Genomic DNA, 24185 nt, shown 5'->3' on the forward strand with positions numbered 1-24185 from the left:
CCGCCCGGTGCGGACCCGCATGCCGGGTGGTGTGGGAGGGGATCGGTCAGACTCTCTGACCGCCCCTATCCCGATCTCATGCAAACATCGGCGCGCGGCTTGCACGCGCCGCCGCCGTCACGCGGGCTGTCGCGCCGCCGACTGCGAAGTCGCGTCGGGCGGCGTGCCGCGCGTGCCGGCGTCGGGCGCCGGCGCATGGGCGGCCGACGCGTGGCCGTGGCCGCGCGCGCAGAAGTGGCGCACGCGTTCGCGCACCGCACGCAGGCGCGCGATGCGGTCTTCGGCATGGGCGGTCCGGGCTTCGGCGATGCGCGCGTCGAGTGCGTCGAGCTTGGCTTCGCAGCCGGAGCGGGCGGCGACGGCGGGCGCCGCGGCGGCCAGCAGGGCGGCCGCGAAGAAGGGCGTAAGTCGTTGTTTCATCATGCTGATTTGTTGTTTTTCGGGTTCGGCCGGTCTGGCGCGGCAAGGTCAGGTGCCCCGCGTCGATGGGTGCCACCCCAGGCGCTCGGTTCGCCTGGCTGGTCGGGGCACGATCGAATTTTGGCTCATTTCGGCCGTCGCGAACACGGGACGTGGATTCTCTTTGACCACGCAGCCGTATTTCCTTTATAATTCAGGGCTTTTCCGCATTCATGCCCACGGAAAAAGAACAGGGAGAGCCTGCACCGCGCCTCGAAGCGCACACAGACAAGCAGGAAGAACACATCGGGCAAAGCATTTTTTTGGATCGATCATGAAGACGTTTTCCGCAAAAGCCCATGAGGTGACGCGCGAATGGTACGTGATTGACGCGACGGATAAGGTTCTCGGCCGTGTTGCCAGCGAAGTGGCACGCCGTCTGCGCGGCAAGCACAAGCCTGAGTTCACCCCGCACGTCGACACCGGTGATTTCATCATCATCATCAACGCGAGCAAGTTGAAGGTCACGGGCAACAAGACGCTGGACAAGAAGTACTACCGTCACTCGGGCTACCCGGGCGGTATCTATGAAACGACGTTCGGCAAGATGCAGGAACGCTTCCCGGGCCGCGCGCTCGAGAAGGCGGTCAAGGGCATGCTGCCGAAGGGCCCGCTCGGCTACGCGATGATCAAGAAGCTGAAGGTCTACGCAGAAGCGACGCATCCGCATTCGGCTCAACAGCCGAAGGCGCTCGAGATCTAAGGGGAGCCCACATGATCGGTAACTGGAACTACGGCACGGGCCGCCGCAAGAGCGCTGTCGCACGTGTCTTCATCAAGGCTGGCAAGGGCGACATCATCGTCAACGGCAAGCCCATCGCTGACTACTTCTCGCGCGAAACGTCGCTGATGATCGTGCGTCAGCCGCTGGAACTCACGAACCACGGCCAGACGTTCGACATCAAGGTGAACGTCAATGGCGGCGGCGAAACGGGTCAGGCAGGTGCAGTGCGCCACGGCATCACCCGTGCACTGATCGACTACGATGCGACGCTGAAGCCGTCGCTGTCGAGCGCAGGCTTCGTCACGCGCGATGCGCGTGAAGTCGAGCGTAAGAAGGTCGGTCTGCGCAAGGCTCGCCGCGCAAAGCAGTTCTCGAAGCGTTAATTTCGCTTCATGGCCTCGCCGCTTTCGGGCGGCGTCCGCCGGAAAAACCGCCAGCTTTCACGCTGGCGGTTTTTTTATGCCCGCTTCCGGGCCGCTGCGGCGCCCGCCTGCGCGGGCGCCCTTGATGAAATCGACAAGAACCTGTTGATTTCATGGACTTCAGCACGATCTTCTGATCGGCCCTACAATAGCGGCTAAAGCTTTTTGGAGAGTTCGAATGAACGCTGTTACCGAATCCGCAGCAACGACGACCGATATGCCGCTGCCGTTCGTCTTCACCGACGCCGCGGCCGACAAGGTCAAGCAATTGATCGACGAAGAGGGCAATCCCGACCTGAAGCTGCGCGTGTTCGTGCAGGGTGGCGGCTGCTCCGGCTTCCAGTATGGCTTCACGTTCGACGAGGAAGTCAACGAGGACGACACCGTGATGAACAAGAACGGCGTCCAGCTCCTGATCGACTCGATGAGCTACCAGTACCTGGTCGGCGCCGAGATCGACTACAAGGACGACCTCAACGGCGCCCAGTTCGTGATCAAGAATCCGAACGCAACCACCACCTGCGGGTGCGGTTCGTCGTTCTCGGTCTGAGCGCACGCCGGATCCGCGCCGGTTCGCCGGCATGAAAAAACGGGGCTTGATGCCCCGTTTTTTCATGCGCGCTCGCCTTGCGGCGCCCGCCGCGCGACGGTATCGCTTCAGCGCGGATAAAGCGCGCCGAGCACGCGCTCGCCGGCGGCGCCCGTCACGCTCGCGAGATTGCCGGGCTGGCGCGCGGTGAAGCGGTACGCGAGCCACGCGAACGCGAGCGCTTCGACCTGCTGCGGCGGTACGCCGAGCGCGGCCGTCGTATCGACGGTGGCCGGCACGCCGGCCTCGTGTAGCGCGTGCCGGAGCGCGTCGAGCAGCACCGGATTACGTGCGCCGCCGCCGCATACGAAGACGGCCTTGCAGCCCGGCGCGTGCTGCGCGATTTCGCGCGCCACCGACACCGCGGTGAGCGCGGTGAGCGTCGCCTGTACATCCTCCGGCGCAACCTGCGGGAACGCGGCGAGCTTCGCATCGAGCCATGCGGGATTGAACAGGTCGCGTCCGGTGCTTTTCGGCGGCGGCGCGGTGAAATACGGTTCGTCGAGCAACGCGTCGAGCAGCGGCGCGCGTACGCTGCCGCGTGCGGCGAACCTCCCGCCGTCGTCGTACGGCTTGCCCAGATGGCGGGTCGCCCATGCATCGATCAGCGCATTCGCGGGGCCGCAGTCGAAGCCGCGCACGTCGCCGCCCGCGTCGGGCAGGATCGTGATGTTGCTGATCCCGCCGAGATTGCAGACGACGCGCGTTTCGCCCGGCGCGCCGAACACCGTCGCATGGAAGGCAGGTGCGAGCGGCGCGCCGTGGCCGCCCGCGGCCACATCGCGGCTGCGGAAATCGGCGATCACGTCGATCTGGGTCAGCTCGGCGAGCAGCGCCGGATTGTTGAGCTGGCGCGTATAGCCGCGCTCGGGGCGATGGCGCACCGTCTGGCCGTGCACGCCGATCGCGCGGATCTCGTCGCGCGACAGCCCGGCCGTACGCTGCAATTCATGGCAGCACACCGCATAGCGCGTGACGAGCGCATTCGCCGCGAGCGATTCGCGGTCGATCTCGTTGTCGCCGGGCTGCTGCAGCGCGAACAGCGCGTCGCGCAGCGATTGCGCGAAGCCGACGAACGCTTCCGCGAGCACGGCCGGCGCGCGGCCGGCCTCGAAACGCACGGCGACGCCGTCGACGCCGTCCATGCTGGTTCCCGACATCAGCCCGAAGTAGATGCCGTCTGCCGGATGGGCATTCTGCGGCGGTCGTTGCGGCACGTTGGGTTCTCCTGGATCGTGCGGCGCGGGCCGGTGCCGCGCGCCTTGCGCCCGATTATCCGCGCAACCTGACGCGTCGTTAAGCGATGCGCGCGCAAGTTATGGGAAAATCCCTGTTTTTGCGACATTCTTCCCGGCACCGATGAGCACCGAACCCAGTTCCAAGCCCGTTTTCCCGATCACCGACGAAGTCCGGCATGCGCTCGCCGTCACGAAGCGCGGCGTCGACGAGCTGCTGATCGAGGAAGAGTTCGCGCAGAAGCTCGCGCGCAGCGCAGCCACGGGCACGCCGCTGCGCATCAAGCTCGGCCTCGACCCGACCGCGCCGGACATCCACATCGGCCATACGGTCGTGCTGAACAAGATGCGCCAGCTGCAGGACCTCGGCCACACGGTGATCTTCCTGATCGGCGATTTCACGTCGCTGATCGGCGATCCGTCGGGCCGCAACGCGACGCGCCCGCCGCTCACGCGCGAGCAGATCGAATCGAACGCGAAGACCTACTTCGAGCAGGCCGCGCTCGTGCTCGATCGCGACAAGACCGAGATCCGCTACAACAGCGAATGGTCGATGCCGCTCGGCGCGGACGGGATGATCAAGCTCGCGTCGCGCTACACGGTCGCGCGGATCCTCGAGCGCGAGGATTTCACGAAGCGCTTCCAGGGCGGCGTGCCGATCTCGATCCACGAATTCCTGTACCCGCTGATGCAGGGCTACGATTCGGTCGCGCTGAACGCCGATCTCGAACTCGGCGGCACCGACCAGAAATTCAACCTGCTGGTCGGCCGCGAACTGCAGAAGCAGTACGGCCAGGAACAGCAGTGCATCCTGACGATGCCGCTGCTCGAAGGCCTCGACGGCGTCGAGAAGATGTCGAAATCGAAGGGCAACTACGTCGGCATCAGCGAGAAGCCGACCGACATGTTCGGCAAGCTGATGAGCATCTCGGACACGCTGATGTGGCGTTACTTCGAACTGCTGTCGTTCCGCAGCATGGAAGAAATCGCCGGCTTCAAGCGCGACGCCGAAGGCGGCCGCAACCCGCGCGACTTCAAGGTGCTGCTCGCGCAGGAAATCGTCGCGCGCTTTCACTCGCAGGCCGACGCCGAGCGCGCACTCGAGGACTTCAACCACCGCGCGAAGGGCGGCGTGCCGGACGACATTCCGTCGGTTACGCTGGCCGGCGCGCCGCTGGCGATCGGTCAGTTGCTGAAGCAGGCCGGCCTCGTGCCGTCGACGAGCGAAGCGCTGCGCAACATCGAGCAGGGCGGCGTGAAGATCGACGGCGCGACCGTGTCCGACAAGGGCCTGAAGGTCGAGGCCGGCGAGTTCGTCGTGCAGGTCGGCAAGCGCCGCTTCGCGCGCGTCACGCTGACCGCATGATCGCGCTGATCCAGCGCGTGAAGCGCGCCGACGTACGCGTCGGCGAGCGCACGACGGGCGAGATCGGCGCGGGCCTGCTCGCGCTCGTCTGTGCGGAGCGCGGCGATACCGAGGCCGCGGCCGACAAGCTGCTCGCGAAGCTGCTCGGCTATCGCGTGTTCAGCGACGCGGCGGGCAAGATGAACCTGCCGGTGTCGAACATCGACGGCGAAGGCCGTGCAGGCGGCCTGCTGCTCGTGTCGCAGTTCACGCTCGCGGCCGATACCAACAGCGGGCTGCGACCGAGCTTCACGCCGGCCGCGCCGCCCGACGAAGGCGCGCGGCTGTTCGACTATTTCGTCGCGGCCGCGCGGGCGCGCCATCCCGTCGTCGAGACGGGCGAGTTCGGCGCCGACATGCAGGTGTCGCTCGTCAACGACGGCCCCGTGACGTTCTGGCTGCAAGTGCGGCCCTGATTCTTCCCCGGAGGCGCGCCGCGATGGCCACCACGCAGATTCTTTTCATCCGCCATGGCGAGACGGCCTGGAACCGCATCAAGCGCATCCAGGGGCATATCGACATCCCGCTGGCCGACACGGGGCTCGCGCAGGCGCAGCGGCTGGCGGCCCGGCTCGGGCGCGAGGCGCGCGACGGCGCGCGGATCGACGCGGTGTATTCGAGCGACCTGATGCGCGCGCAACAGACCGCACAGCCGTTCGCCGATGCGCTCGGGCTGCCGCTGCTGCTGCGCGAAGGGTTGCGCGAACGTTCGTACGGCGCATTCCAGGGGCACGACAGCACCGAAATCGAAGCGTTGTTTCCGGACGCGTATGCGGTCTGGCAGACACGCGATCCGGGCTTCGCGCCGGAAGGCGGCGAGTCGCAGCGCGAGTTCTATCACCGCGTGCTGCATGCGCTCGAACCGATCGTCGCTGCGCATCCGGGCGGCCGGATCGCGTGCGTCGCGCACGGTGGCGTGCTCGATTGCGTGTATCGCTTCGCGAACGGGATCGAGTTGTCGGCGCCGCGTACCTATCCGTTGCTCAACACCAGCATCAACGTCGTCGATTACGTGGATGGCCGCGCGCAGGTCGTGCGGTGGGCCGACGTGTCGCATCTCGAAGCCGCGAGCGACGACGACGGATACCGCAAGGTGCTCTGAGCATGCCCCCCCGTCCGGCATGGCCGGCCCGGGGTTCCGTTGCCTTGCTTCGCGCGTGACGCTTACTGCGGCAGCCCGTGGCGCGTCTTGTAGTCGAGTGCGTACGCGATCTTGCCGGGCTTGTCGGCCGTGATCGGCTGGCGCAGCTTGTCGAATTCCCCCTTGCTGTATTTCTTCCCGCCGTTGATCGCATCGGCGCGCCCGAGGTCGGCGCCCGTCTTGCCGTCGATCACGGGGTCCGTGGCCGCGACCATCCGCGTCGACGCATTCCAGACCGCATTCAGGTAGCCCGTGTCGGCCTTCGCCGGATCGGGATCGGTCGTGCCGGGCCGCGTCAGGTCGTAGCCGGCCAGCGCGAACGTGCCCGGCTGCGCGCGCAGCCAATCGGCCCAGTAGAACTCGAGGTAGTCGGTCGCTTGTGCGGGTTTGCTGTAGCCGATATCGCGCGTGAAATAGACGAGCGAGCGGTAGCGGTCGTTCGTCATGCCGAGCGTCAGGCCGAGGCCGGTCGGCAACTGCGCGGTCGTGATCGGCTGGCCTTCGCCGTTCTTCAGGCGCAGATAGCCGCGGCTCTGCATCTGCTGCCAGAACGCGTCGCCCGAATAATCGGCGAGGTTGTCCTTGACGACGACGTGCACGTGCAGCGCCGGGCCGCCGTCGGGCGTTTCGTAATAGGTCGACAGCCCATGATGGCCGTCGGTCAGGTACAGCGTGTCGCCGTTGGGGCCGATCACGACGGGGTTCAGCACCGAGCGGTCGCGGGCGTTCGCGTCGGTCGTCGCGCACGTGTAGCTCGCCGGCTCGCGCAGCGACGATTTGGCCGTGTAGCCGCTCGATGCGACGCCGCCGAGGCCTTCGTCCGCGCAGAAGTCGTCGAATTTCTTGTCGGGCTGCAGTTCGTAGCGGCCGAGCTTGTAGTAAATCTGGTCGTAGCCGATCGCACCCTGCGTCGGATGGAGGTCGCCGAGCGTGACGTCGATCAGGTCGCCGACGCGGGCAGCCCTCCATTTGCCCGGCTGCGGCGTGGTGGTGGCGGGCGGCGTGGGAGCCGGCGTCGTCGTGCCGCTGGACGGCGGCTGCGCGTTCGTGCGCGCGACGGCGGCGACATCGTCGCCTCCGCACGCGGCGAGGGCGAAGACGGTGGACAGGCTGGCGGCAAGGGCGAAACGGATCGGCAGGCGTGGCATCGCGGGCATCGGGCGTCGGTCGGGTGGGCGGGACACCGCACGGGTCACGGACACGCGTGACGAGCACGAGGTGCGACCATGCGTGGGTGCAAGCCCGTCAGCTTGTCACGGCTATTTGACAGTAAATTGAAATGATCGGAAGAAGCGGATCGTCAGGCAGGCGGAGTGCCGTCGGATGGAGCGGCCGTCGCGCGGCGGCGCGCACGCTTCGACGCGCCGTTCACGAGCGCCCAGCGCAGCACGGGCGCGATGGCGCGTATGCCGGGTCGAACCACCGCACGCCGTAACGGCGCGAACGTCGACACGCCGAGCATGCGCTGCGCCCACGGCGGCAACAGGTCGATCCCGGCATGCATCACCAGCGACGCAGCAGGCCGCAGCGTGGGCTTCGCGATCGGCACGTTCAGCAGGATGGACATGACCTCGAAGGTACGCGGCCCGGCGTCGAGTTCGGGCAGCATGCGCGCGAGATAAGCGGCCACCTCGGCGCGCGAACGCGGAATCTCGCGGGCGCCGAGCAGCTCGGCGATCAGCGCCGTCTCCGCGTAATAGCGGTCCTGCAGTTCGCCCGGCAGCGCGGGATTCACGTAACGCAGATGCGCGGCGAGGAAGCTCGACACTTCCGCGACATGCACCCAGGTGAGCAACGCTGGATCGTCGGCGCGGTACGGCCGGCCGTCGGGCGCGGTACCTGATATGCGCGTGTGGATCGTTTTCACGCGCTCGATCAGCGTGAGCGCGTCCGCGCGGCTGCCGAACGTCGTACCCGTGATGAACGTGGCGGTGCGCCGCAAGCGGCCGAAGATGTCGGTGCGGAACGACGAATGATCCCAGACGCCCGCGAGCGCGAGCGGGTGGAGCGCCTGCAGCAGCAGTGCGGCGATGCCGCCCGTCATCATCGACGTGAAATCGGCATGCACGCGCCAGCAGACGGCGTCGGGGCCGAACAGCCCCGGGTCTCCGGGCGGTGAGGAGAGATCGATCGACGGGCCGCCGCCGCCGGCCGTCAGGTGCGTGATACCGGCCACGAGCCGCTTGCGGATCGGCTCGGCCCAGCGTGGGCCCGGCACGGGTGCGGTGGGGTGGCGGCTGGGCGGCGTCGTCATGGCGGGGGCGGCGCGGCGACGGATTACTTCCCGTCGGGGGTATCCCACGCGTCGTGCTCGGTGATGCGGCGCGCATCGGGTACCGACAGCCCGAAGTGGCGATACGTGAGCAGCGTCGCGACGCGGCCGCGCGGCGTGCGCTGCAGGAAGCCCTGCTGGATCAGGTACGGTTCGAGCACGTCCTCGATCGTGTCGCGCTCCTCGCCGATCGCGGCCGCGAGATTGTCGATCCCCACCGGGCCGCCGTCGAACTTGTACAGGATCGCTTCGAGCAGCTTGCGGTCCATCAGGTCGAAGCCGACCGGATCGACGTCGAGCATCGCGAGCGCGGCATCGGCAACGGCCGCGGTGATCTGGCCGTCGGCCTTCACTTCCGCGAAGTCGCGCACGCGGCGCAGCAGACGGTTCGCGATCCGGGGCGTGCCGCGCGCGCGCTTCGCGATTTCCAGCGCGCCGTTCGGGTCGATCTGCGCATTCAGCAGCGACGCCGAGCGCCGCACGATGCGCGACAGTTGATCGGCGTCGTAGAACTCGAGGCGCGCGACGATCCCGAAACGATCGCGCAGCGGGTTGGTCAGCATCCCCGCGCGGGTGGTCGCGCCGACCAGCGTGAACGGCTGCAGGTCGAGCTTCACGCTGCGCGCCGCCGGCCCTTCGCCGATCATGATGTCGATCTGGTAATCCTCGAGCGCCGGATACAGGATTTCCTCGACGACCGGCGACAGCCGGTGGATCTCGTCGATGAACAGCACGTCGTTCGCTTCGAGGTTCGTCAGCAGCGCGGCGAGATCGCCCGCGCGCTCGAGCACGGGGCCCGACGTCTGGCGCAGGTTCACGCCCATCTCGCGCGCAATGATGTGCGCGAGCGTCGTCTTGCCGAGCCCCGGCGGCCCGAACAGCAGCACGTGATCGAGCGGCTCGGAGCGGCGCTTCGCGGCTTCGATGAAGATCTCGAGCTGGCCGCGCACCTTTTCCTGGCCGACGTAGTCGTCGAGCTGGCGCGGCCGCAATGCACGTTCGAACACCTCCTCGTGCGACGAGGCAGGCGTGGCGGCGATGATCCGCTGCTCGGTGGCGAGTTTGTCGGTTTCAATCATGCGGTCATTGTACCGCGCGACGACGCGCGGACCACCTGGCCGAACGGCCGACTGGCGAGCGCCGCGCGGCGGCGCGACACTGGCTTCGACGGCCGGATCGACCGCGCGTTACGCCTTCGACAGCGCCTTCAGCGCGAGCTTGATGCCTTCGGACACGCCGGTGCCGGCCGGCACGTTCTTGATCGCGGCAAGGCCTTCCTTCTCGGAGTAGCCGAGCGCCAGCAGTGCGTTGAGGATATCGGTCGCGTGGTCGGACGGCGACGCGGCCCCGGCGAGCGCGCCGAGGTCGGCGCCGAGCTTGCCCTTCAGTTCGAGCAGCAGGCGCTCGGCGGTCTTCTTGCCGATGCCGGGCAGGCGCGTGAGGCGGGCGGCGTCCTGCATCGTCACCGCTTGCGCGAGTTCCTGCACGCTCATGCCGGACAGCACGGCGAGCGCCATGCGCGCGCCGATGCCGGTGATCTTCAGCAGCTCGCGGAAGGTCGTGCGCTCCTGCGGCGTCAGGAAACCGTACAGCAGGTGGGCGTCCTCGCGGACGATCTGCTGCGTGAGCAGCACGACGCGCTCGCCCGTTTGCGGCAGGTTGTAGAAGGTGCTCATCGGCACGTCGATTTCGTAGCCGACACCGTTGCAGTCGACGAGCAGATGAGGCGGGTTCTTTTCGAGCAGGATGCCGGCGATGCGACCGATCATGGAGGACGGGATGCGAGGAAGAAAGCGCGAGTGTAGCGCACGCGCGGCGCAATGCCGATGGGGCGCGTCCGTCAGCCCGAAGCGGCGCGCGTCGCGGGCATGTCGGGCGCGGGTAGGACGGTCAAGCCGCCAACGCGGTCGAGCCGATGTGCCGGGCCGCGGGGCGCGGCGGCGTCAGCCGACCAGCCTGCCGCGCCGCACGCGCAGCCCTTTCTGCGCGAGCGCCGGCGCGAGGCCGCCCAGCGTGCTGAGCGTGTTGCCGCCGTGTGCGTGGCAGATCGCCATGCCGAGCGCGTCGGCTGCGTCGGAGCCCGGCTGGCCGGACAGGTTGAGCAGCCGCGTGACCATTTCCTGCATCTGCGTCTTGGTCGCGCGGCCGTAGCCGACCACGGCCTGCTTGAGCTGCAGCGCGGTGTATTCGGCGACCGGCAGCCCGCCCGCGACGAGGCCGCAGATCGCGGCGCCACGCGCCTGGCCGAGCAGCAGCGTCGACTGCGGGTTCACGTTGACGAACACCTTTTCGATCGCGGCCTGGTCGGGCGCGTGTTCGCGCACGATCGTCGAGACGCCCTGGAAGATCGTGCCGAGGCGGGTGGCCAGGTCGGCCGTCGGCGTGCGGATCACGCCGCTCGTGACATAGGCGAGCCGGTGGCCGCTGACGTCGATGACGCCGAAGCCGGTGACGCGCAGGCCGGGGTCGATGCCGAGAATTCGCATGAGTGAGGAGAATGGCGTGATGCAGCGATACTACAACGAATGGTGCGGCAAGCCGGCCGCCCGGGCGGGCGCAAAGGCGCCGCGCAATAAAAAACCCGGCGGAGGGGATGCCGCCGGGTTCTCGTGCAGCGGCCGCGCGGGCCGCATGCTGCGATCAGTGACGGAAGTGGCGCACGCCCGTCAGGATCATCGCGATGCCGTGCTCGTCGGCTGCCGCGATCACTTCGTCGTCGCGCATCGAGCCGCCCGGCTGGATCACGCAAGTCGCGCCGGCCGCCACGACGACGTCGAGGCCGTCGCGGAACGGGAAGAACGCATCCGACGCGACGGCCGAGCCGGCGAGCGTCAGGCCCGCGTTCTGCGCCTTGATGCTCGCGATGCGCGCGGAATCGACGCGGCTCATCTGGCCGGCGCCGACGCCGAGCGTCATGCCGTTGCCGCAGAACACGATCGCGTTCGATTTCACGTACTTCGCGACGCGCCATGCGAACAGCAGGTCGTCCATTTCCTTCGCGCTCGGCTGGCGCTTCGTGACGACGCGCAGCTCGCTCGGCTGCACGTTCTTCGCGTCGAGCGACTGCACGAGCAGGCCGCCGCCCACGCGCTTCAGGTCGAATGCGTTGTGGCCGTCGCCAAGCGCAATCTCCAGCAGGCGCACGTTCTGCTTCGCGGCGAACACCTGCTTCGCGGCGTCGCTGAACGACGGCGCGATCAGCACTTCGACGAACTGCTTGGCCACCGCCTGCGCGGTCGCCTCGTCGACTTCGCGGTTGAACGCGATGATGCCGCCGAATGCCGACGTCGGGTCGGTCTGGAATGCCTTCGCGTACGCGTCGGCCGAATCGTTGCCGACCGCGACGCCGCACGGGTTCGCATGCTTGATGATCACGCAGGCCGGCGCGTCGAACGTCTTCACGCATTCCCACGCCGCGTCCGAATCCGCGATGTTGTTGTACGACAGTTCCTTGCCCTGCAGCTGGCGGTAGTTCGCCAGCGCGCCGGCCGGCGCCGCGAGGTCGCGGTAGAACGCCGCGCTCTGGTGCGGGTTCTCGCCGTAGCGCAGGTCCTGCACCTTGTCGAACGCCATGTTCAGCGTGGCCGGGTACGCGCTGCGCGAGGCGTGCTGCAGCTCGTCGGTAAGGCTCGTCAGGTAGTTCGTGATCGCGCCGTCGTATTGCGCGGTGTGCGCGAACACCTTCGTCGCGAGACGGAAGTTGGTCGGGTAGCCGATCGTGTTGCCGTTCGCCTTCATTTCGTCGAGCACGACCGCGTAGTCGGCCGGGTCGACGACGACCGTCACGTCGCGGTGGTTCTTCGCGGCCGAGCGCAGCATCGTCGGGCCGCCGATGTCGATGTTCTCGATCGCGTCGGCGAGCGTGCAGTCGTCCTTCGCGATCGTCGCGACGAACGGATACAGGTTCACGACGAGCAGGTCGATCGTCGGGATGCCGTGCTGTTCGAGCGCCTGCATGTGCTCGGGCAGGTCGCGGCGGGCGAGGATGCCGCCGTGCACCTTCGGGTGCAGCGTCTTCACGCGCCCATCGAGCATTTCCGGGAAGCCCGTGTAATCGGCCACTTCGGTCACGGGCAGGCCGGCGTCGGCGAGGAGTTTCGCGGTGCCGCCCGTCGACAGCAGCTTGACGCCGAGGTCGGACAGCGACTTCGCGAAGTCGACGATGCCGGTCTTGTCGGAAACGGAAATGAGCGCTTGCTTGATCATGATGGAACCACCAATAGCCAGGGAAACGGGGACGGGACGGCCGCCTACAGCAGGCCGTGCTGCTGCAGCTTCTTGCGCAGCGTATTGCGATTGATGCCGAGGTACTCCGCGGCGAGCGACTGGTTGCCGCCGGCCTGTACGAGCACGACCTCGAGCATCGGCTTTTCGACGCAGGACATCACCATTTCATAGACGTCGTGCGGATTGGAGCCGTCTAGATCCCGGAAATACACGTCCAGGCTCTCGCGGACACATTGTTCGATGTTGTGCTTGCTCATGCTGCTAACTGGTTATGGTCGTCCGACTCGCCCTGGCTGTTTTCCGCTTCGTCGTCGACGTAGACGAGGTGGTCCGACAGCGCCTTTTGCGCCTCGAAGAATGCATTGACGGCGGCGAGCTGCTCGCGGGTGGAATCGAGCGTGTTCATTCGGTGCCGGAACCCGTTGGCACCGGAAAGGCCGCGAGTGTACCAGCCGATGTGCTTGCGCGCAGTACGGACGCCGGTGAATTCGCCATAGAAAGCGTAGTGGTCTTCCAGGTGTTCGTTCATCACGTGCTGGATCTCGTCGATCCGCGGCGGGGGCAGCAGCTCGCCGGTTTGCAGGAAATGATCGATTTCGCGGAACAGCCACGGCCGGCCTTGCGCGGCGCGACCGATCATCAGCGCGTCGGCGCCGGTTGCGTCGAGCACGGCCTTCGCTTTCGCCGGCGACGTGATGTCGCCGTTCGCGACGACCGGAATCCGCACGGCCGCCTTCACGGCCGCGATGGTGTCGTACTCGGCATCGCCGCGATACAGATCGGCGCGCGTGCGGCCATGCACGGTGAGCATCGAGATGCCGGCCGCTTCGGCCAGGCGCGCGACCGTGATCGCGTTCTTGTGCTCGCGGTCCCAGCCGGTGCGGATCTTCAGCGTGACGGGCACCGCATCGGGCCCCGTGCCGACCGCCGCGACGACGGCCTCGACGATCCGCTGCACGAGCGGCTCGTTCTGCAGCAGCGCGGAGCCGGCCGCGACGTTGCAGACCTTCTTCGCCGGGCAGCCCATGTTGATGTCGATGATCTGCGCGCCGTTGTCGACGTTGTAGCGGGCCGCTTCGGCCATCATCGCCGGATCGGCGCCGGCGATCTGCACCGCGATCGGTTCGACTTCGCCTTCGTGGTTCGCGCGCCGCATCGTCTTCGCGCTTTTCCACAGCTGCGCGTTGGACGCGACCATCTCGGACACGGCATAACCGGCCCCCAGCCGTTTGCACAGCTGGCGGAACGGACGATCCGTCACCCCGGCCATCGGGGCGACGAATAGGTTGTTACGCAATACGTGAGAGCCGATAACGGGCATCGCAATGGCGCCGCCCGCGACAAGCGCGGGCAGGGGGAAGGGAAGACGGAAAGCGGGCATTTTACCGTATTCCCATGCCCCGCCGATTTGACCCGGTTTGCTGGAGGCGCTGTGCGGTGTGCCGCGCGTCAGCTACGCTGGCCGAACATCATCTGGCGCGCGATCGCCTTCTTGAGCGGCGGCACGAACTCGAGCGCGGTGAGCGCGGCGCCGCGCAGCAGCGGAAGCGGGCCCGAGTCGACCGTAAACAGGCGCGCCAGCGTGTCGGTCGCGCCGATCGTGAAGCGCCGGTCGAGCGCGCGGCGCGCGTTGAAGGTTGCGAGTGCGGTCGCTTCGAAGCCTTGTGCGGACAGCGTGTCGACGAGCGTGTGCGCATCGCGCAGCCCGAGGTTGAGCCCCTGGCCTGCAACCGGGTGCAGCGTTTGCGCGGCATTGCCGACGATCGCGACGCGACCGCTGACGAGCGTCTGCGCGGCGTTCAGGCCGAGCGGGAAGGACGCGCGCCCGGCGATCGCGACGAATTCGCCCATGCGTTCGCCGAACACGCTGCCGAGCTCGCGCAGGAACGCATCGTCGGGCAGTGCGGCACGTCGCGCCGCTTCGTCGGGCGTACAGCACCAGACGAGCGAGTAATCGGCCTGACGCGGCCCGCCGAGCGGCAGCAGCGCGAGCGGGCCCTCCTGCGTGAAGCGTTCCCACGCGACGTTCGGGCGCGGCGCCGATACCGTGACCGTGCCGACGAGCGCGGTCTGTCCGTAGTCGCGGCGATGCTTGCCCGTATCGGCCTGCTGTTCGTGGAACAGCCCGCCTTCGGCATTGACGACGATACGCGCGCGCAGCGTGCGCTCGCCTTGCGGGCCGTCGAGCGTCAGCGCGACGCCGTCGGCGTCCTGCTGCGGCGCGCGCGCGGTGGTCGACGTGAGCCAGTCGACGCGCGTGCCGCGCACCGCATTCGCGAGCGCCTGCACGATCGAGCCGTAGCGCACCACGTAGCCGAGCGCGGCGAGGGCGTGCTCGTCGCGATCGATCAGCGTGCGGCCGAAATGGCCGCGCTGCGACACGTGGATATGTTCGATCGGCGTGGCGTCGGCGGGCCACGCGAGCGTGTCGAGCAGCACGCGACTGCCGTGCGACACGGCGATCGCGCGCGGATCGTTCGCGCTCGCGGCCGGGTCGCGCGCGTCGATCAGCGCGATCGATGCATGCTGCGTCGCGCTGCGGCGCGCGAGCCAGCCGGCGAGCGCGAGCCCGACGGGGCCCGCGCCGACGATGGCGAGGTCGTAATCCGGCGTGGCGGAGGGGGAAGCGGTCGTCATCAGGGTTCGTGAAACGGTGTTGGCAGTCGAAGCGGTTCAAGCGGTCCAGGCAGTCGCAGGCGGCACGCGGCCGCTCATGCGCCGTGCGCGGCGCCCTCGCGCATCAGCGCCTCGATCTCGTCGGCCGCGACCGGCACGTCGCGCGTGATCAGTTCGCAGCCGTGCTCGCGCACGATCGCGTCGTCCTCGATGCGGATGCCGATGTTCCAGTATTCGGGCGGCACGTCGTCGGCCGCGCGCACATACAGGCCGGGCTCGACGGTGAGCGTCATGCCGGCTTTCAGCGTGCGCCACGGCAGCGCGCCGTTGGCGTCGCGCGCGGCGAGCCGCTCGCGATAGTCGCCGCAGTCGTGCACGTCCATCCCGAGCCAGTGGCCGGTGCGATGCATGTAGAAGCGCGTGTACGCGCGCTCGGCGATCGCGTCGTCGACGTTCGAGAAGCGCGTTTTCGGGATGATCCCGGTGTCGAGCAGCCCCTGCGCGAGCACGCGCACGGCCGCGTCGTGCGGCGCCTCGAACGGCACGCCCGCGCGCGTCGCGTCGATCGCGGCCTGCTGCGCGGCGAGCACGATGTCGTACAGCGTGCGCTGCGCGGGCGAGAAGCGGCCGTTGGCCGGGAACGTGCGCGTGATGTCCGACGCATAGCCGTCGAGTTCACAGGCGGCGTCGATCAGGATCAGGTCGCCGTCTCGCGCGGCCGCGTTGCCGGCCGGATAGTGCAGCACGCACGCATTCGCGCCGGCCGCGACGATCGAACCGTACGCGGGCGCCTGCGCGCCGTGCTTGCGGAACAGGTACAGCAGCTCGGCCTCGAGCTCGTATTCGCGGATGCCGGGGCGGCACACCTGCATCGCCCGGCGGTGCGCGAGCGCGGAGATGTGCGCGGCGCGCATCATGATCGCGAGTTCGTGTTCGTCCTTCACGAGCCGCATGTCGTCGAGAAGCGGCGTGAGGTCGAGCAGCGCGTCCGGCGCGGCGACGCCCGTGCGTGCCTGCGCGCGCACCGCGTCGATCCAGCCTGCGAGCTGGCGCTCGAAGTCGGCCGATGCGCCGAACCGGTAGTGCACGGTGCCCGCATCGGCGAGCAGGCGCGGCATTTCGGTGTCGATCACGTCGACCGCGAATGCCGCATCGAAGCCGAACGCGTCGCGTGCGGCGTCGGGCCCGTAGTGAAAGCCTTCCCAGATCTCGCGGTCGACGTTCTTGCCGCGGCAGAACAGAATCGATTCCGGCGCCCCGTGCGGCGCGGCCGCGTTCAGCACGAGCACGGCATCCGGCTCGGTGAAGCCCGTCAGGTAATGGAAATAGCTGTCGAACCGATACGGGTAGGCCGTATCGCGGTTGCGCAGCATTTCCGGCGCGGTGGGGACGATGGCGACGCCGCCGCCCGCGGCACGCAGTGCGGCAAGCACGCGTTCGCGGCGCTGGCGGTAGACGTCGACGGCGATGGCGGTATCGAGGGGCGCATTCATCGTGCGATTGTAGCGCCGCGCGACGCGGTGCGTGAGAGTGGGGCCGCAAGCCGCTCCGGCCAAGGCCCGCGCGGCGGCTGTTGCAAACCATCCACAGGCCGGACGGGCGATTTTCTACCCGGCCGCGCGTGCCGGTTATGATCGGCGACAACGTATACTCTCGGCGGTTCCCTTGAAAAGGCAGATGATGAAATTAATCGGTTCGCTCAGCAGCCCGTACGTCCGAAAGGCGCGGATCGTGCTTGCTGAAAAGAAGATCGACTACAAGCTGGAGCTCGAGAACGTGTGGGCGCCGGAGACGGATATTCATGCATCGAATCCGCTCGGCAAGGTCCCGTGCCTCGTGATGGAGGACGGCGCCGCGGTATTCGATTCCCGCGTGATCTGCGAATACGTCGATACGCTGTCGCCGGTCGGCAAGCTGATTCCGCCGTCGGGCCGCGAGCGCGTCGAAGTGCGCTGCTGGGAAGCACTGGGCGACGGCGTGCTCGACGCGGCGGTCGCGATCCGTCTCGAACACACGCTGCGGGAAGAAGGGCAGCGCAGCGCGAGCTGGATCGCGCGCCAGCAACGCAAGATCGACGACGCGCTCGTCGCGATGTCGCAGGGTCTCGGCGGCAAGACGTGGTGCGTCGGCAATCATTACACGCTCGCCGACATCGCACTCGGCTGCGCGCTCGGCTATCTCGATTTCCGGATGCCCGAGCTCGACTGGCGCGATCGCCACCCGAACCTCGACAAGCATTTCGTGAAGCTGCAGCAGCGACAGTCGTTCGCCGATACGCTGCCGCAGAACTGAGCCGCGGCCCGGCCTTCACGCATTCGGCAGACGAAAGAAAAGCGCCCCGCGGGGCGCTTTTCTTTTTGCCGCGCCGGCCGCCGCTAGCGCGGGGTGGCCGCGCGCGTCACTCGATCGACGCGTACACGGTTTCGCCGAGCGAGAACGAATCGCTGCGCGCGATCGGCCACCACTTGTCGTACAGGGACAAGCCGCAGGTCTGGCCGTCGAGCAGCGCACCGGGTTTCAGGTACTTCAGCAGTTGCGACATCAGTCGCACCTCGTGCGGCGCGACCCGCTGCACGATGTGATGCGCGCGCAGCTCGGACGGATGCGCGAGGCCGGCCGCCTGCACGAGTTCCTGCAGCGCATGCAGCGTATTGCGGTGGAAGTTGTACACGCGCTCGGCCTTGTCCGGCACGACGAGCGCGCGCTGGCGCACCGGGTCCTGCGTCGCGACGCCGGTCGGGCAGCGGTCGGTGTGGCAGTGCTGCGCCTGGATGCAGCCGACCGCGAACATGAAGCCGCGCGCCGAGTTCACCCAGTCCGCGCCGATCGCGAGCGTGCGTGCGATGTCGAACGCGGTGATGATCTTGCCGCTCGCGCCGAGCTTCACGCGATCGCGCACGCCGATCCCGACGAGCGTGTTGTGCACGAGCAGCAGCCCTTCCTGCAGCGGCACGCCGACGTGGTCGGTGAATTCGAGCGGCGCCGCGCCCGTGCCGCCTTCCGCGCCGTCGACGACGATGAAGTCGGGCACGATGCCCGTCTCGATCATCGCTTTCGCAATGCCGAAGAATTCCCACGGGTGACCGATGCACAGCTTGAAACCGGTCGGCTTGCCGCCGGACAGCGTGCGCAGCCGCTCGACGAATTCGAGCAGCCCGCGCGGCGTCGAGAATTCCGAGTGCGTCGCGGGCGAGATGCAGTCCTTGCCCATCGGCACGCCGCGCGTTTCGGCGATTTCCGGCGTGATCTTCGCGGCCGGCAGCACGCCGCCGTGACCGGGCTTCGCGCCCTGCGACAGCTTCACCTCGATCATCTTGACCTGCGGATCGGCGGCCTGCTTCGCGAACTTGTCGGGGTTGAACGTGCCGTCTTCGTTGCGGCAGCCGAAGTAGCCGGACGCGATTTCCCAGATGATGTCGCCGCCGTGCTCGCGGTGGTACTTCGACAGCGAGCCTTCGCCGGTGTCGTGCGCGAAGCCGCCTTTCTTCGCGCCGAGGTTCAGCGAGCGGATCGCGTTCGCGGACAGCGAGCCGAAGCTCATCGCCGAGATGTTGAAGATCGAAATGTCGTACGGTTGCGCGCGATTCGCGCCGACGCGGATGCGGAAGTCGTGGCTCGGCAGCTTCGTCGGCGCGAGCGAATGGCTGATCCATTCGTGCGCGACGGCCTTCACGTTCAGCTCGGTGCCGTACGGACGATTGTCCGCGACGTTCTTCGCGCGCTGGTAGACGAGGCTGCGCTGCGCGCGCGAGAACGGCTTTTCGTCGGTGTCGTCCTCGACGAAGTACTGGCGGATTTCAGGTCGGATGAATTCGAACAGGAAGCGGAAGTGGCCCCAGAGCGGGTAATTCCGGAGGATCGCGTGGCGGTCCTGCTTCAGGTCGTACAGGCCGAGCGCGACGAGGGCGATGGGGACGACGATCCACAGCCAGGAAAGAACGTGGGCCGACGCGAGCGCGGCCGCTGCGACGAGCAGCAGCACGGCACACCACATCGCGAGGTAGCGGCGTGAAAGCATGGGGGACTCCATAAGAATCTTGAAATACCGCCATGCGTACGCTGCGAAGGCGGCGCGCCGGCCGCGGCGGAATCGTGTTCCGCCGGGCGCGGCGTGCCGCAAGTCTAAACCGAATGGATGTCAGCGTGCTTCGGCGAGCGCCGGCGCGTGGCCCGCCGGTGCAGCCTGGCCGGGTTGGCCGGTGGCCGCGAACTCGATGATGCCGCCGCCGAGGCAGATCTCGCCGTCGTACAGCACGGCCGACTGGCCGGGCGTGACGGCCCACTGCGCGTCGTCGAACGCGAGCGAGAAGCGCGCTTCGCCTGCCGGGCCGGCTGCCGCGGCGCCTGTCGCGGCCCGGCCATCCGCGGCCCGGCCGAACGTGCACGCCGCGTCGGCCTGCCGGTAGCGCGTCTTCGCGCCGCACGCGAAGCCGTCCGCCGGGGGCTCGCCGGCGACCCAGCTCACGTTGCCGGCGACGAGCTCGCGCGACAGCAGCCACGGATGATCGTGACCCTGCACGACGTACAGCGTGTTCGTCGCGATGTCCTTCGCGGCGACGAACCACGGCTCGCCGCTGCCGCTCTTGCTGCCGCCGAGGCCGATGCCCTTGCGCTGGCCGAACGTATAGAACGCGAGGCCGATGTGCTCGCCGACCACCTTGCCGTCGGGCGTCTTCATCGGGCCGGGTTTCGTCGGAAGATAGCGGTTCAGGAAATCGCGGAACGGCCGCTCGCCGATGAAGCAGATGCCGGTCGAATCCTTCTTCTTCGCATTCGGCAGCCCGATCTGCGCGGCGATCTCGCGCACCTTCGTCTTCGGGATCTCGCCGAGCGGGAACATCGTCTTCGACAGTTGCGCCTGGTTCAACCGGTGCAGGAAGTACGACTGGTCTTTCGTATGATCGAAGGCCTTCAGCAGTTCGAAACGCCCGTCGCGCTCGCGCACGCGCGCATAGTGGCCGGTCGCGATCATTTCCGCGTCGAGCGACATCGCGTGGTCGAGGAACGCCTTGAACTTGATCTCGGCGTTGCACAGCACGTCGGGGTTCGGCGTGCGGCCGGCCGAGTATTCGCGCAGGAACTCGGCGAACACGCGGTCCTTGTATTCGGCGGCGAAGTTGACGGCTTCCACGTCGATGCCGATCAGGTCGGCCACGGACACGACGTCGATCCAGTCCTGGCGCGTCGAGCAGTACTCGCCGTCGTCGTCGTCTTCCCAGTTCTTCATGAACAGGCCGACCACGTCGTAGCCTTGTTCCTTCAGCAGCCACGCGGTCACCGACGAATCGACGCCGCCCGACATGCCCACCACTACACGGCGCTTGCTCATTTGCCGACCGCCTGACGTTCGAATGCCTCGGGGCGCGGGGCGACCGAATGCGTGTGCACGAAATCGAGCGGAATGCGCCGCCCGGCGAGATAGTCGTCGACGCAGCGCATCACCGCGGGCGAACGATGGCGCTCGCTGCAGGCGCGCAGTTCGTCGGCCGTCATCCACAGCGTGCGGACGATGCCGTCGTCGAGCACATGGCCCGCGACCGGTTCGCCGGCGGTGCCGCAGAACGTGAAGCGCAGGTAGGTCGCGCCGGCGCTGCCGGGGCGATCGTAGTGCGCGAGATAGACGCCGACGAGCGCGTCGGGCGTGAACGGGCGCGCGGTTTCCTCGAGCGTTTCGCGGATCACGGCGTCGGCCAGCGTTTCGCCGGCTTCGAGATGACCGGCCGGCTGGTTGATGCGCAGGCCCGTCGAGGTTTCTTCCTCGATCACGAGAAAGCGGCCGGCGCGCTCGACGAGCGCGGCGACCGTCACATGCGGGGTCCAGATTTCGGGTTTCATGGTTCGGCATTTTACCGGTTGCGCCCGAACGTTGCCGGTCGTCCGCCGCCGGCCGTTCGTCAGACGATCCGACCCTCTCGGATCGCCCGTCCCGGCGCTGCGTGGCGGCGCGGGTCAAGCGCCTGTCGCATTCGAGCACGATCGTGCGGAAAGTGCTGGCGCGACCATCGCTTTCGGTTAAAGTGCAGCGTGAAAGCCGTTGCTCGTGAGCCGGTATGTCAGCCTGTCCGGCTCGTTGTGCAGTAAAGATCGCAAGAAAAGAAATACTGACAATGACTGGAGGGACTGACGATGCATATTGGAGTGCCTGCTGAAACGCGGGCCAACGAGGCGCGTGTGGCTGCGACGCCGGAAACCGTGAAGAAATACGCGGCGGCCGGCCATCGCGTCAGTATCGCGAAAGGGGCCGGCAGCGCAGCCAGCTATCCCGACGAAGCCTATGCGGCCGTCGGCGCCGAATTGACCGACCAGTCGGCCGCGTTTGACGCCGATCTCGTCCTGAAGGTCCAGGCGCCCACCGACGCCGAACTGCCGTTGCTCAAGCGCGGCACCGTGCTGATCGGCATGCTCGAGCCGTTCAACGGCGAGCAGGCGGCGAAACTCGCCGCGGCCGGCGTGACCGGTTTCGCGCTCGAGGCCGCGCCGCGCACGACGCGTGCGCAGAGTCTCGACGTACTGTCGTCGCAGGCGAACATCGCCGGCTACAAGGCCGTGCTGGTGGCCGCGTCGCTGTATCCGCGCTTCATGCCGATGCTGATGACGGCCGCGGGCACCGTGAAGGCGGCGCGCGTGCTGATTCTCGGCGCGGGTGTCGCGGGCCTGCAGGCGATCGCGACCGCGAAGCGGCTGGGCGCGGTGATCGAGGCGTCCGACGTGCGGCCGGCCGTGAAGGAGCAGATCGAGTCGCTCGGCGCGAAATTCCTGGACGTCCCGTTCGAAACCGACGAAGAGCGCGAAGCCGCGCAGGGTGTGGGCGGCTATGCGCGCCCGATGCCGGCATCGTGGCTCGGCCGCCAGGCCGCGCTCGTGCACGAGCGTGCGAGGCAGGCCGACATCGTGATCACCACCGCGCTGATTCCCGGGCGCCCGGCGCCGACGCTGATCTCGGTCGACACCGCGCAGGCGATGAAGCCCGGCTCGGTGCTCGTCGATCTCGCGGCCGGCCGCGGCCCGGAAATCGACGGCCGCAGGGGCGGCAACTGCCCGCTGACCGTCGCCGACCAGGTGATCGTGCACAACGGCGTGACGATCGCCGGCTACACGAATCTCGCGTCGATGGTCGCGTCGGACGCGTCGGCGCTGTACGCGCGCAACCTGCTCGACTTCACGAAGCTGATCGTCACGAAGGAAGGCACGCTGAACGTCGACCTGACCGACGACATCGTCGCCGCGACGCTGCTGTGCCGCGACGGTGAAGTCACGCGCAAATAACGGAGGAGACCATGGAAGTCATCAATCACACGGTGATCAACGTGATCATCTTCGTGCTGGCGGTGTACGTCGGCTACCACGTCGTCTGGAACGTCACGCCGGCGCTGCATACGCCGCTGATGGCCGTGACCAACGCGATCTCGGCGATCGTGATCGTCGGCGCGATGCTCGCGGCGGCGCTCACCGTCGGCGCGACCGGCAAGTTCTTCGGCACGCTCGCGGTCGCGCTCGCGGCCGTCAACGTGTTCGGCGGCTTTCTCGTGACGAGGCGAATGCTCGAGATGTTCCGCAAGAAGGAGCCCAAGCGCATCGAGGGCGGCAAGGAGGGCGCGCGATGAGCATGAACGTCGTTACGCTGCTGTACCTCGTCGCCTCGGTGTGCTTCATCCAGGCGCTGAAGGGCCTGTCGAATCCGAAGAGCGCGCGGCGCGGCAACCTGTTCGGGATGGTCGGGATGGCCATCGCGATCCTCACGACGATCGCGCTGATCGTCAAGCAGGCCGCGTGGCTCGGCGCGAACCTGCCGCTCGGCCTCGCGCTCGTGCTCGGCGCGCTGATCGTCGGCGGCGGCGTCGGGGCGTTCGTCGCCGCGCGCGTCGAGATGACGAAGATGCCGGAGCTCGTCGCGGCCATGCACTCGCTGATCGGTCTCGCGGCCGTGTGCATCGCGTATGCGGTGGTGTCGGAGCCCGAAGCGTTCGGCCTCGTGCCGCAGGACGCGGTGTCGTCGAGCTTCATCCCGTACGGCAACCGCGTCGAGCTGTTCATCGGCACGTTCGTCGGCGCGATCACGTTCTCCGGTTCGGTGATCGCGTTCGGCAAGCTGTCGGGCAAGTACAAGTTCCGGCTGTTCCAGGGCGCACCGGTCGTGTACGCGGGCCAGCACCTGATCAACCTGATGCTCGCGATCGCGATGCTCGGCTTCGGCATCCTGTTCTTCATCACGCAGGCGTGGCTGCCGTTCATCATCATGACGGCGATCGCGTTCGTGCTCGGCGTGCTGATCATCATCCCGATCGGCGGCGCGGACATGCCGGTGGTCGTGTCGATGCTGAACTCGTACTCGGGCTGGGCGGCGGCCGGCATCGGCTTCTCGCTGAACAACGCGATGCTGATCATCGCCGGTTCGCTGGTCGGCTCGTCGGGCGCGATCCTGTCGTACATCATGTGCCACGCGATGAACCGCTCGTTCTTCAACGTGATCCTCGGCGGCTTCGGCGGGGAAGCGGCGGCCGGCGGCGCGGCGGGCGCGCAGGAGCAGCGGCCGGTGAAGTCGGGTTCGGCCGACGACGCGGCGTTCATGCTCGGCAACGCGGAATCGGTCGTGATCGTGCCGGGTTACGGGCTCGCCGTCGCCCGTGCGCAGCACGCGCTGAAGGAGCTGACCGACAAGCTGGTCGAGAAGGGCATCGACGTGAAGTACGCGATCCACCCGGTCGCCGGCCGGATGCCGGGCCACATGAACGTGTTGCTCGCGGAAGCGGAAGTGCCGTACGAGATCGTGCACGAGATGGAGGACATCAACGGCGAATTCGGCCAGGTGGACGTGGTGCTCGTACTCGGCGCGAACGACGTCGTGAACCCGGCCGCGAAGAACGATCCGAAATCGCCGATCGCGGGGATGCCGATCATCGAGGCGTACAAGGCGCGCACGGTGATCGTCAACAAGCGTTCGATGGCGGCTGGCTACGCGGGCCTCGACAACGATCTGTTCTACATGGACAAGACGATGATGGTGTTCGGCGATGCGAAGAAGGTCATCGAGGACATGGTGAAGGCGGTCGAGTAGCGCACGCCGAGGCTATGCGGCGCCCGCTTCGATGCGCGGG

The 24185-nt window shown here is 67.6% G+C and carries 26 protein-coding genes; 11 read left to right on the top strand and 15 right to left on the bottom strand.

The genetic code is table 11. From position 1 onward, the window contains the following. Positions 1–117: 117 nt before the first annotated feature. Positions 118–423: a DUF1090 family protein gene (locus WT24_RS18325; protein ID WP_060035394.1), complete on the bottom strand. Its 306-nt coding sequence runs from the start codon at positions 421–423 to the stop codon at positions 118–120. Positions 424–733: 310 nt separating this feature from the next. Here WT24_RS18325 and rplM point away from each other — a divergent pair, with 310 nt between their 5' ends. Genes rplM through erpA form a run of 4 tightly spaced genes read left to right on the top strand, consistent with a single transcriptional unit; the run spans position 734 to position 2155 of the window. After that, entirely contained in the window at positions 734–1162 is a 429-nt protein-coding gene (gene rplM, locus WT24_RS18330) for a 50S ribosomal protein L13 (protein ID WP_009687896.1), read from the top strand. A gap of 11 nt (positions 1163–1173) precedes the next feature. Continuing rightward, on the top strand, positions 1174–1566 hold the full coding sequence (rpsI, locus tag WT24_RS18335; RefSeq protein ID WP_006476904.1) for a 30S ribosomal protein S9: 393 nt from the start codon (positions 1174–1176) through the stop codon (positions 1564–1566). 9 nt (positions 1567–1575) lie between these two features. Further along, positions 1576–1764 carry a hypothetical protein gene (locus WT24_RS34935; RefSeq protein WP_179949372.1) on the top strand — a complete coding sequence of 63 codons (189 nt, stop codon included), beginning with the start codon at positions 1576–1578 and terminating at the stop codon, positions 1762–1764. Positions 1765–1783: 19 nt separating this feature from the next. Next, positions 1784–2155 carry an iron-sulfur cluster insertion protein ErpA gene (erpA, locus tag WT24_RS18340; protein ID WP_006759918.1) on the top strand — a complete coding sequence of 124 codons (372 nt, stop codon included), beginning with the start codon at positions 1784–1786 and terminating at the stop codon, positions 2153–2155. 107 nt (positions 2156–2262) lie between these two features. Here the strand turns inward: erpA and WT24_RS18345 are convergent, their stop codons facing one another. Continuing rightward, positions 2263–3411: an anhydro-N-acetylmuramic acid kinase gene (locus WT24_RS18345; protein WP_060035396.1), complete on the bottom strand. Its 1149-nt coding sequence runs from the start codon at positions 3409–3411 to the stop codon at positions 2263–2265. A 142-nt stretch (positions 3412–3553) separates the two neighbouring features. On the opposite strand from WT24_RS18345, the gene tyrS reads away from it, so the two are divergent. The 3 genes from tyrS to WT24_RS18360 are packed head-to-tail and all read left to right on the top strand — an operon-like array spanning position 3554 to position 5936. Beyond that, complete coding sequence (gene tyrS / locus WT24_RS18350) at positions 3554–4795, top strand: tyrosine--tRNA ligase (RefSeq protein WP_059500994.1); 1242 nt, start codon at positions 3554–3556, stop codon at positions 4793–4795. Next, positions 4792–5250, top strand: a complete 459-nt coding sequence (gene dtd / locus WT24_RS18355) for a D-aminoacyl-tRNA deacylase (RefSeq protein ID WP_059834559.1) — start codon at positions 4792–4794, stop codon at positions 5248–5250. The genes tyrS and dtd overlap by 4 nt, the downstream gene beginning before the upstream one ends. A 23-nt stretch (positions 5251–5273) precedes the next feature. Continuing rightward, the gene (locus WT24_RS18360) at positions 5274–5936 is read left to right on the top strand and encodes a histidine phosphatase family protein (protein WP_060035398.1); all 663 of its coding nucleotides are present in this window, start codon (positions 5274–5276) and stop codon (positions 5934–5936) included. A 62-nt stretch (positions 5937–5998) separates the two neighbouring features. Here the strand turns inward: WT24_RS18360 and WT24_RS18365 are convergent, their stop codons facing one another. From WT24_RS18365 to WT24_RS18410, 10 genes are all read right to left on the bottom strand, one after another. Beyond that, positions 5999–7123: a ParB/Srx family N-terminal domain-containing protein gene (locus WT24_RS18365; protein WP_060035447.1), complete on the bottom strand. Its 1125-nt coding sequence runs from the start codon at positions 7121–7123 to the stop codon at positions 5999–6001. A gap of 152 nt (positions 7124–7275) precedes the next feature. Then, positions 7276–8229 carry an oxygenase MpaB family protein gene (locus WT24_RS18370; protein ID WP_060035400.1) on the bottom strand — a complete coding sequence of 318 codons (954 nt, stop codon included), beginning with the start codon at positions 8227–8229 and terminating at the stop codon, positions 7276–7278. Between the two features lie 23 nt (positions 8230–8252). Further along, entirely contained in the window at positions 8253–9326 is a 1074-nt protein-coding gene (gene ruvB / locus WT24_RS18375; RefSeq protein ID WP_059500998.1) for a Holliday junction branch migration DNA helicase RuvB, read from the bottom strand. A 108-nt stretch (positions 9327–9434) separates the two neighbouring features. Beyond that, the gene (gene ruvA, locus WT24_RS18380) at positions 9435–10016 is read right to left on the bottom strand and encodes a Holliday junction branch migration protein RuvA (protein ID WP_021162490.1); all 582 of its coding nucleotides are present in this window, start codon (positions 10014–10016) and stop codon (positions 9435–9437) included. 174 nt (positions 10017–10190) lie between these two features. Continuing rightward, entirely contained in the window at positions 10191–10733 is a 543-nt protein-coding gene (gene ruvC, locus WT24_RS18385; protein WP_006476894.1) for a crossover junction endodeoxyribonuclease RuvC, read from the bottom strand. Between the two features lie 154 nt (positions 10734–10887). Next, entirely contained in the window at positions 10888–12453 is a 1566-nt protein-coding gene (gene purH / locus WT24_RS18390) for a bifunctional phosphoribosylaminoimidazolecarboxamide formyltransferase/IMP cyclohydrolase (protein ID WP_060035402.1), read from the bottom strand. A gap of 44 nt (positions 12454–12497) precedes the next feature. Beyond that, positions 12498–12731 (bottom strand): Fis family transcriptional regulator, encoded by a 234-nt coding sequence (locus tag WT24_RS18395; protein ID WP_006476892.1) that lies wholly within the window; start codon positions 12729–12731, stop codon positions 12498–12500. After that, the gene (gene dusB / locus WT24_RS18400; RefSeq protein ID WP_034206429.1) at positions 12728–13795 is read right to left on the bottom strand and encodes a tRNA dihydrouridine synthase DusB; all 1068 of its coding nucleotides are present in this window, start codon (positions 13793–13795) and stop codon (positions 12728–12730) included. Before dusB ends, WT24_RS18395 begins: the two co-directional genes overlap by 4 nt. 128 nt (positions 13796–13923) lie before the next feature. Then, positions 13924–15111, bottom strand: coding sequence for a UbiH/UbiF/VisC/COQ6 family ubiquinone biosynthesis hydroxylase (locus tag WT24_RS18405; RefSeq protein ID WP_060035404.1), 1188 nt, complete (start codon positions 15109–15111; stop codon positions 13924–13926). 74 nt (positions 15112–15185) lie between these two features. Then, entirely contained in the window at positions 15186–16583 is a 1398-nt protein-coding gene (locus tag WT24_RS18410) for an aminopeptidase P N-terminal domain-containing protein (protein ID WP_059779219.1), read from the bottom strand. A 184-nt stretch (positions 16584–16767) separates the two neighbouring features. On the opposite strand from WT24_RS18410, the gene WT24_RS18415 reads away from it, so the two are divergent. Continuing rightward, a complete protein-coding gene (locus tag WT24_RS18415; RefSeq protein ID WP_027783574.1) occupies positions 16768–17382 on the top strand; it encodes a glutathione S-transferase family protein in 615 nt (204 codons plus the stop codon). Positions 17383–17488: 106 nt separating this feature from the next. Here the strand turns inward: WT24_RS18415 and WT24_RS18420 are convergent, their stop codons facing one another. From WT24_RS18420 to WT24_RS18430, 3 genes are all read right to left on the bottom strand, one after another. Next, a complete protein-coding gene (locus WT24_RS18420; RefSeq protein ID WP_060035406.1) occupies positions 17489–19108 on the bottom strand; it encodes an FMN-binding glutamate synthase family protein in 1620 nt (539 codons plus the stop codon). 120 nt (positions 19109–19228) lie between these two features. Next, positions 19229–20419 carry a tRNA 2-thiouridine(34) synthase MnmA gene (mnmA, locus tag WT24_RS18425; protein ID WP_060035407.1) on the bottom strand — a complete coding sequence of 397 codons (1191 nt, stop codon included), beginning with the start codon at positions 20417–20419 and terminating at the stop codon, positions 19229–19231. Continuing rightward, entirely contained in the window at positions 20416–20925 is a 510-nt protein-coding gene (locus tag WT24_RS18430; RefSeq protein ID WP_059779224.1) for an NUDIX hydrolase, read from the bottom strand. The genes mnmA and WT24_RS18430 overlap by 4 nt, the downstream gene beginning before the upstream one ends. Before the next feature lie 291 nt (positions 20926–21216). Between WT24_RS18430 and WT24_RS18435 the strand changes: the two genes are divergently transcribed. Genes WT24_RS18435 through WT24_RS18445 form a run of 3 tightly spaced genes read left to right on the top strand, consistent with a single transcriptional unit; the run spans position 21217 to position 24145 of the window. Further along, positions 21217–22356: a Re/Si-specific NAD(P)(+) transhydrogenase subunit alpha gene (locus WT24_RS18435; RefSeq protein ID WP_059501005.1), complete on the top strand. Its 1140-nt coding sequence runs from the start codon at positions 21217–21219 to the stop codon at positions 22354–22356. 11 nt (positions 22357–22367) lie between these two features. Beyond that, positions 22368–22694, top strand: a complete 327-nt coding sequence (locus tag WT24_RS18440) for an NAD(P) transhydrogenase subunit alpha (protein ID WP_012327914.1) — start codon at positions 22368–22370, stop codon at positions 22692–22694. Beyond that, complete coding sequence (locus tag WT24_RS18445) at positions 22691–24145, top strand: NAD(P)(+) transhydrogenase (Re/Si-specific) subunit beta (protein ID WP_006483443.1); 1455 nt, start codon at positions 22691–22693, stop codon at positions 24143–24145. The genes WT24_RS18440 and WT24_RS18445 overlap by 4 nt, the downstream gene beginning before the upstream one ends. Positions 24146–24185 lie beyond the last annotated feature (40 nt).

The sequence above is a fragment of the Burkholderia sp. MSMB1078WGS genome (assembly GCF_001528895.1).
Taxonomy (GTDB): Bacteria; Pseudomonadota; Gammaproteobacteria; order Burkholderiales; family Burkholderiaceae; genus Burkholderia.

Bases quoted from the DNA above. Each gene is read 5' to 3' on its own strand.
- WT24_RS18325 (WP_060035394.1), bottom strand. From the start codon at position 423: ATGATGAAACAACGACTTACGCCCTTCTTCGCGGCCGCCCTGCTGGCC.
- rplM (WP_009687896.1), top strand. From the start codon at position 734: ATGAAGACGTTTTCCGCAAAAGCCCATGAGGTGACGCGCGAATGGTAC.
- rpsI (WP_006476904.1), top strand. From the start codon at position 1,174: ATGATCGGTAACTGGAACTACGGCACGGGCCGCCGCAAGAGCGCTGTC.
- WT24_RS34935 (WP_179949372.1), top strand. From the start codon at position 1,576: ATGGCCTCGCCGCTTTCGGGCGGCGTCCGCCGGAAAAACCGCCAGCTT.
- erpA (WP_006759918.1), top strand. From the start codon at position 1,784: ATGAACGCTGTTACCGAATCCGCAGCAACGACGACCGATATGCCGCTG.
- tyrS (WP_059500994.1), top strand. From the start codon at position 3,554: ATGAGCACCGAACCCAGTTCCAAGCCCGTTTTCCCGATCACCGACGAA.
- dtd (WP_059834559.1), top strand. From the start codon at position 4,792: ATGATCGCGCTGATCCAGCGCGTGAAGCGCGCCGACGTACGCGTCGGC.
- WT24_RS18360 (WP_060035398.1), top strand. From the start codon at position 5,274: ATGGCCACCACGCAGATTCTTTTCATCCGCCATGGCGAGACGGCCTGG.
- WT24_RS18365 (WP_060035447.1), bottom strand. From the start codon at position 7,123: ATGCCACGCCTGCCGATCCGTTTCGCCCTTGCCGCCAGCCTGTCCACC.
- WT24_RS18370 (WP_060035400.1), bottom strand. From the start codon at position 8,229: ATGACGACGCCGCCCAGCCGCCACCCCACCGCACCCGTGCCGGGCCCA.
- ruvB (WP_059500998.1), bottom strand. From the start codon at position 9,326: ATGATTGAAACCGACAAACTCGCCACCGAGCAGCGGATCATCGCCGCC.
- ruvA (WP_021162490.1), bottom strand. From the start codon at position 10,016: ATGATCGGTCGCATCGCCGGCATCCTGCTCGAAAAGAACCCGCCTCAT.
- ruvC (WP_006476894.1), bottom strand. From the start codon at position 10,733: ATGCGAATTCTCGGCATCGACCCCGGCCTGCGCGTCACCGGCTTCGGC.
- purH (WP_060035402.1), bottom strand. From the start codon at position 12,453: ATGATCAAGCAAGCGCTCATTTCCGTTTCCGACAAGACCGGCATCGTC.
- WT24_RS18395 (WP_006476892.1), bottom strand. From the start codon at position 12,731: ATGAGCAAGCACAACATCGAACAATGTGTCCGCGAGAGCCTGGACGTG.
- dusB (WP_034206429.1), bottom strand. From the start codon at position 13,795: ATGCCCGTTATCGGCTCTCACGTATTGCGTAACAACCTATTCGTCGCC.
- WT24_RS18405 (WP_060035404.1), bottom strand. From the start codon at position 15,111: ATGACGACCGCTTCCCCCTCCGCCACGCCGGATTACGACCTCGCCATC.
- WT24_RS18410 (WP_059779219.1), bottom strand. From the start codon at position 16,583: ATGAATGCGCCCCTCGATACCGCCATCGCCGTCGACGTCTACCGCCAG.
- WT24_RS18415 (WP_027783574.1), top strand. From the start codon at position 16,768: ATGATGAAATTAATCGGTTCGCTCAGCAGCCCGTACGTCCGAAAGGCG.
- WT24_RS18420 (WP_060035406.1), bottom strand. From the start codon at position 19,108: ATGCTTTCACGCCGCTACCTCGCGATGTGGTGTGCCGTGCTGCTGCTC.
- mnmA (WP_060035407.1), bottom strand. From the start codon at position 20,419: ATGAGCAAGCGCCGTGTAGTGGTGGGCATGTCGGGCGGCGTCGATTCG.
- WT24_RS18430 (WP_059779224.1), bottom strand. From the start codon at position 20,925: ATGAAACCCGAAATCTGGACCCCGCATGTGACGGTCGCCGCGCTCGTC.
- WT24_RS18435 (WP_059501005.1), top strand. From the start codon at position 21,217: ATGCATATTGGAGTGCCTGCTGAAACGCGGGCCAACGAGGCGCGTGTG.
- WT24_RS18440 (WP_012327914.1), top strand. From the start codon at position 22,368: ATGGAAGTCATCAATCACACGGTGATCAACGTGATCATCTTCGTGCTG.
- WT24_RS18445 (WP_006483443.1), top strand. From the start codon at position 22,691: ATGAGCATGAACGTCGTTACGCTGCTGTACCTCGTCGCCTCGGTGTGC.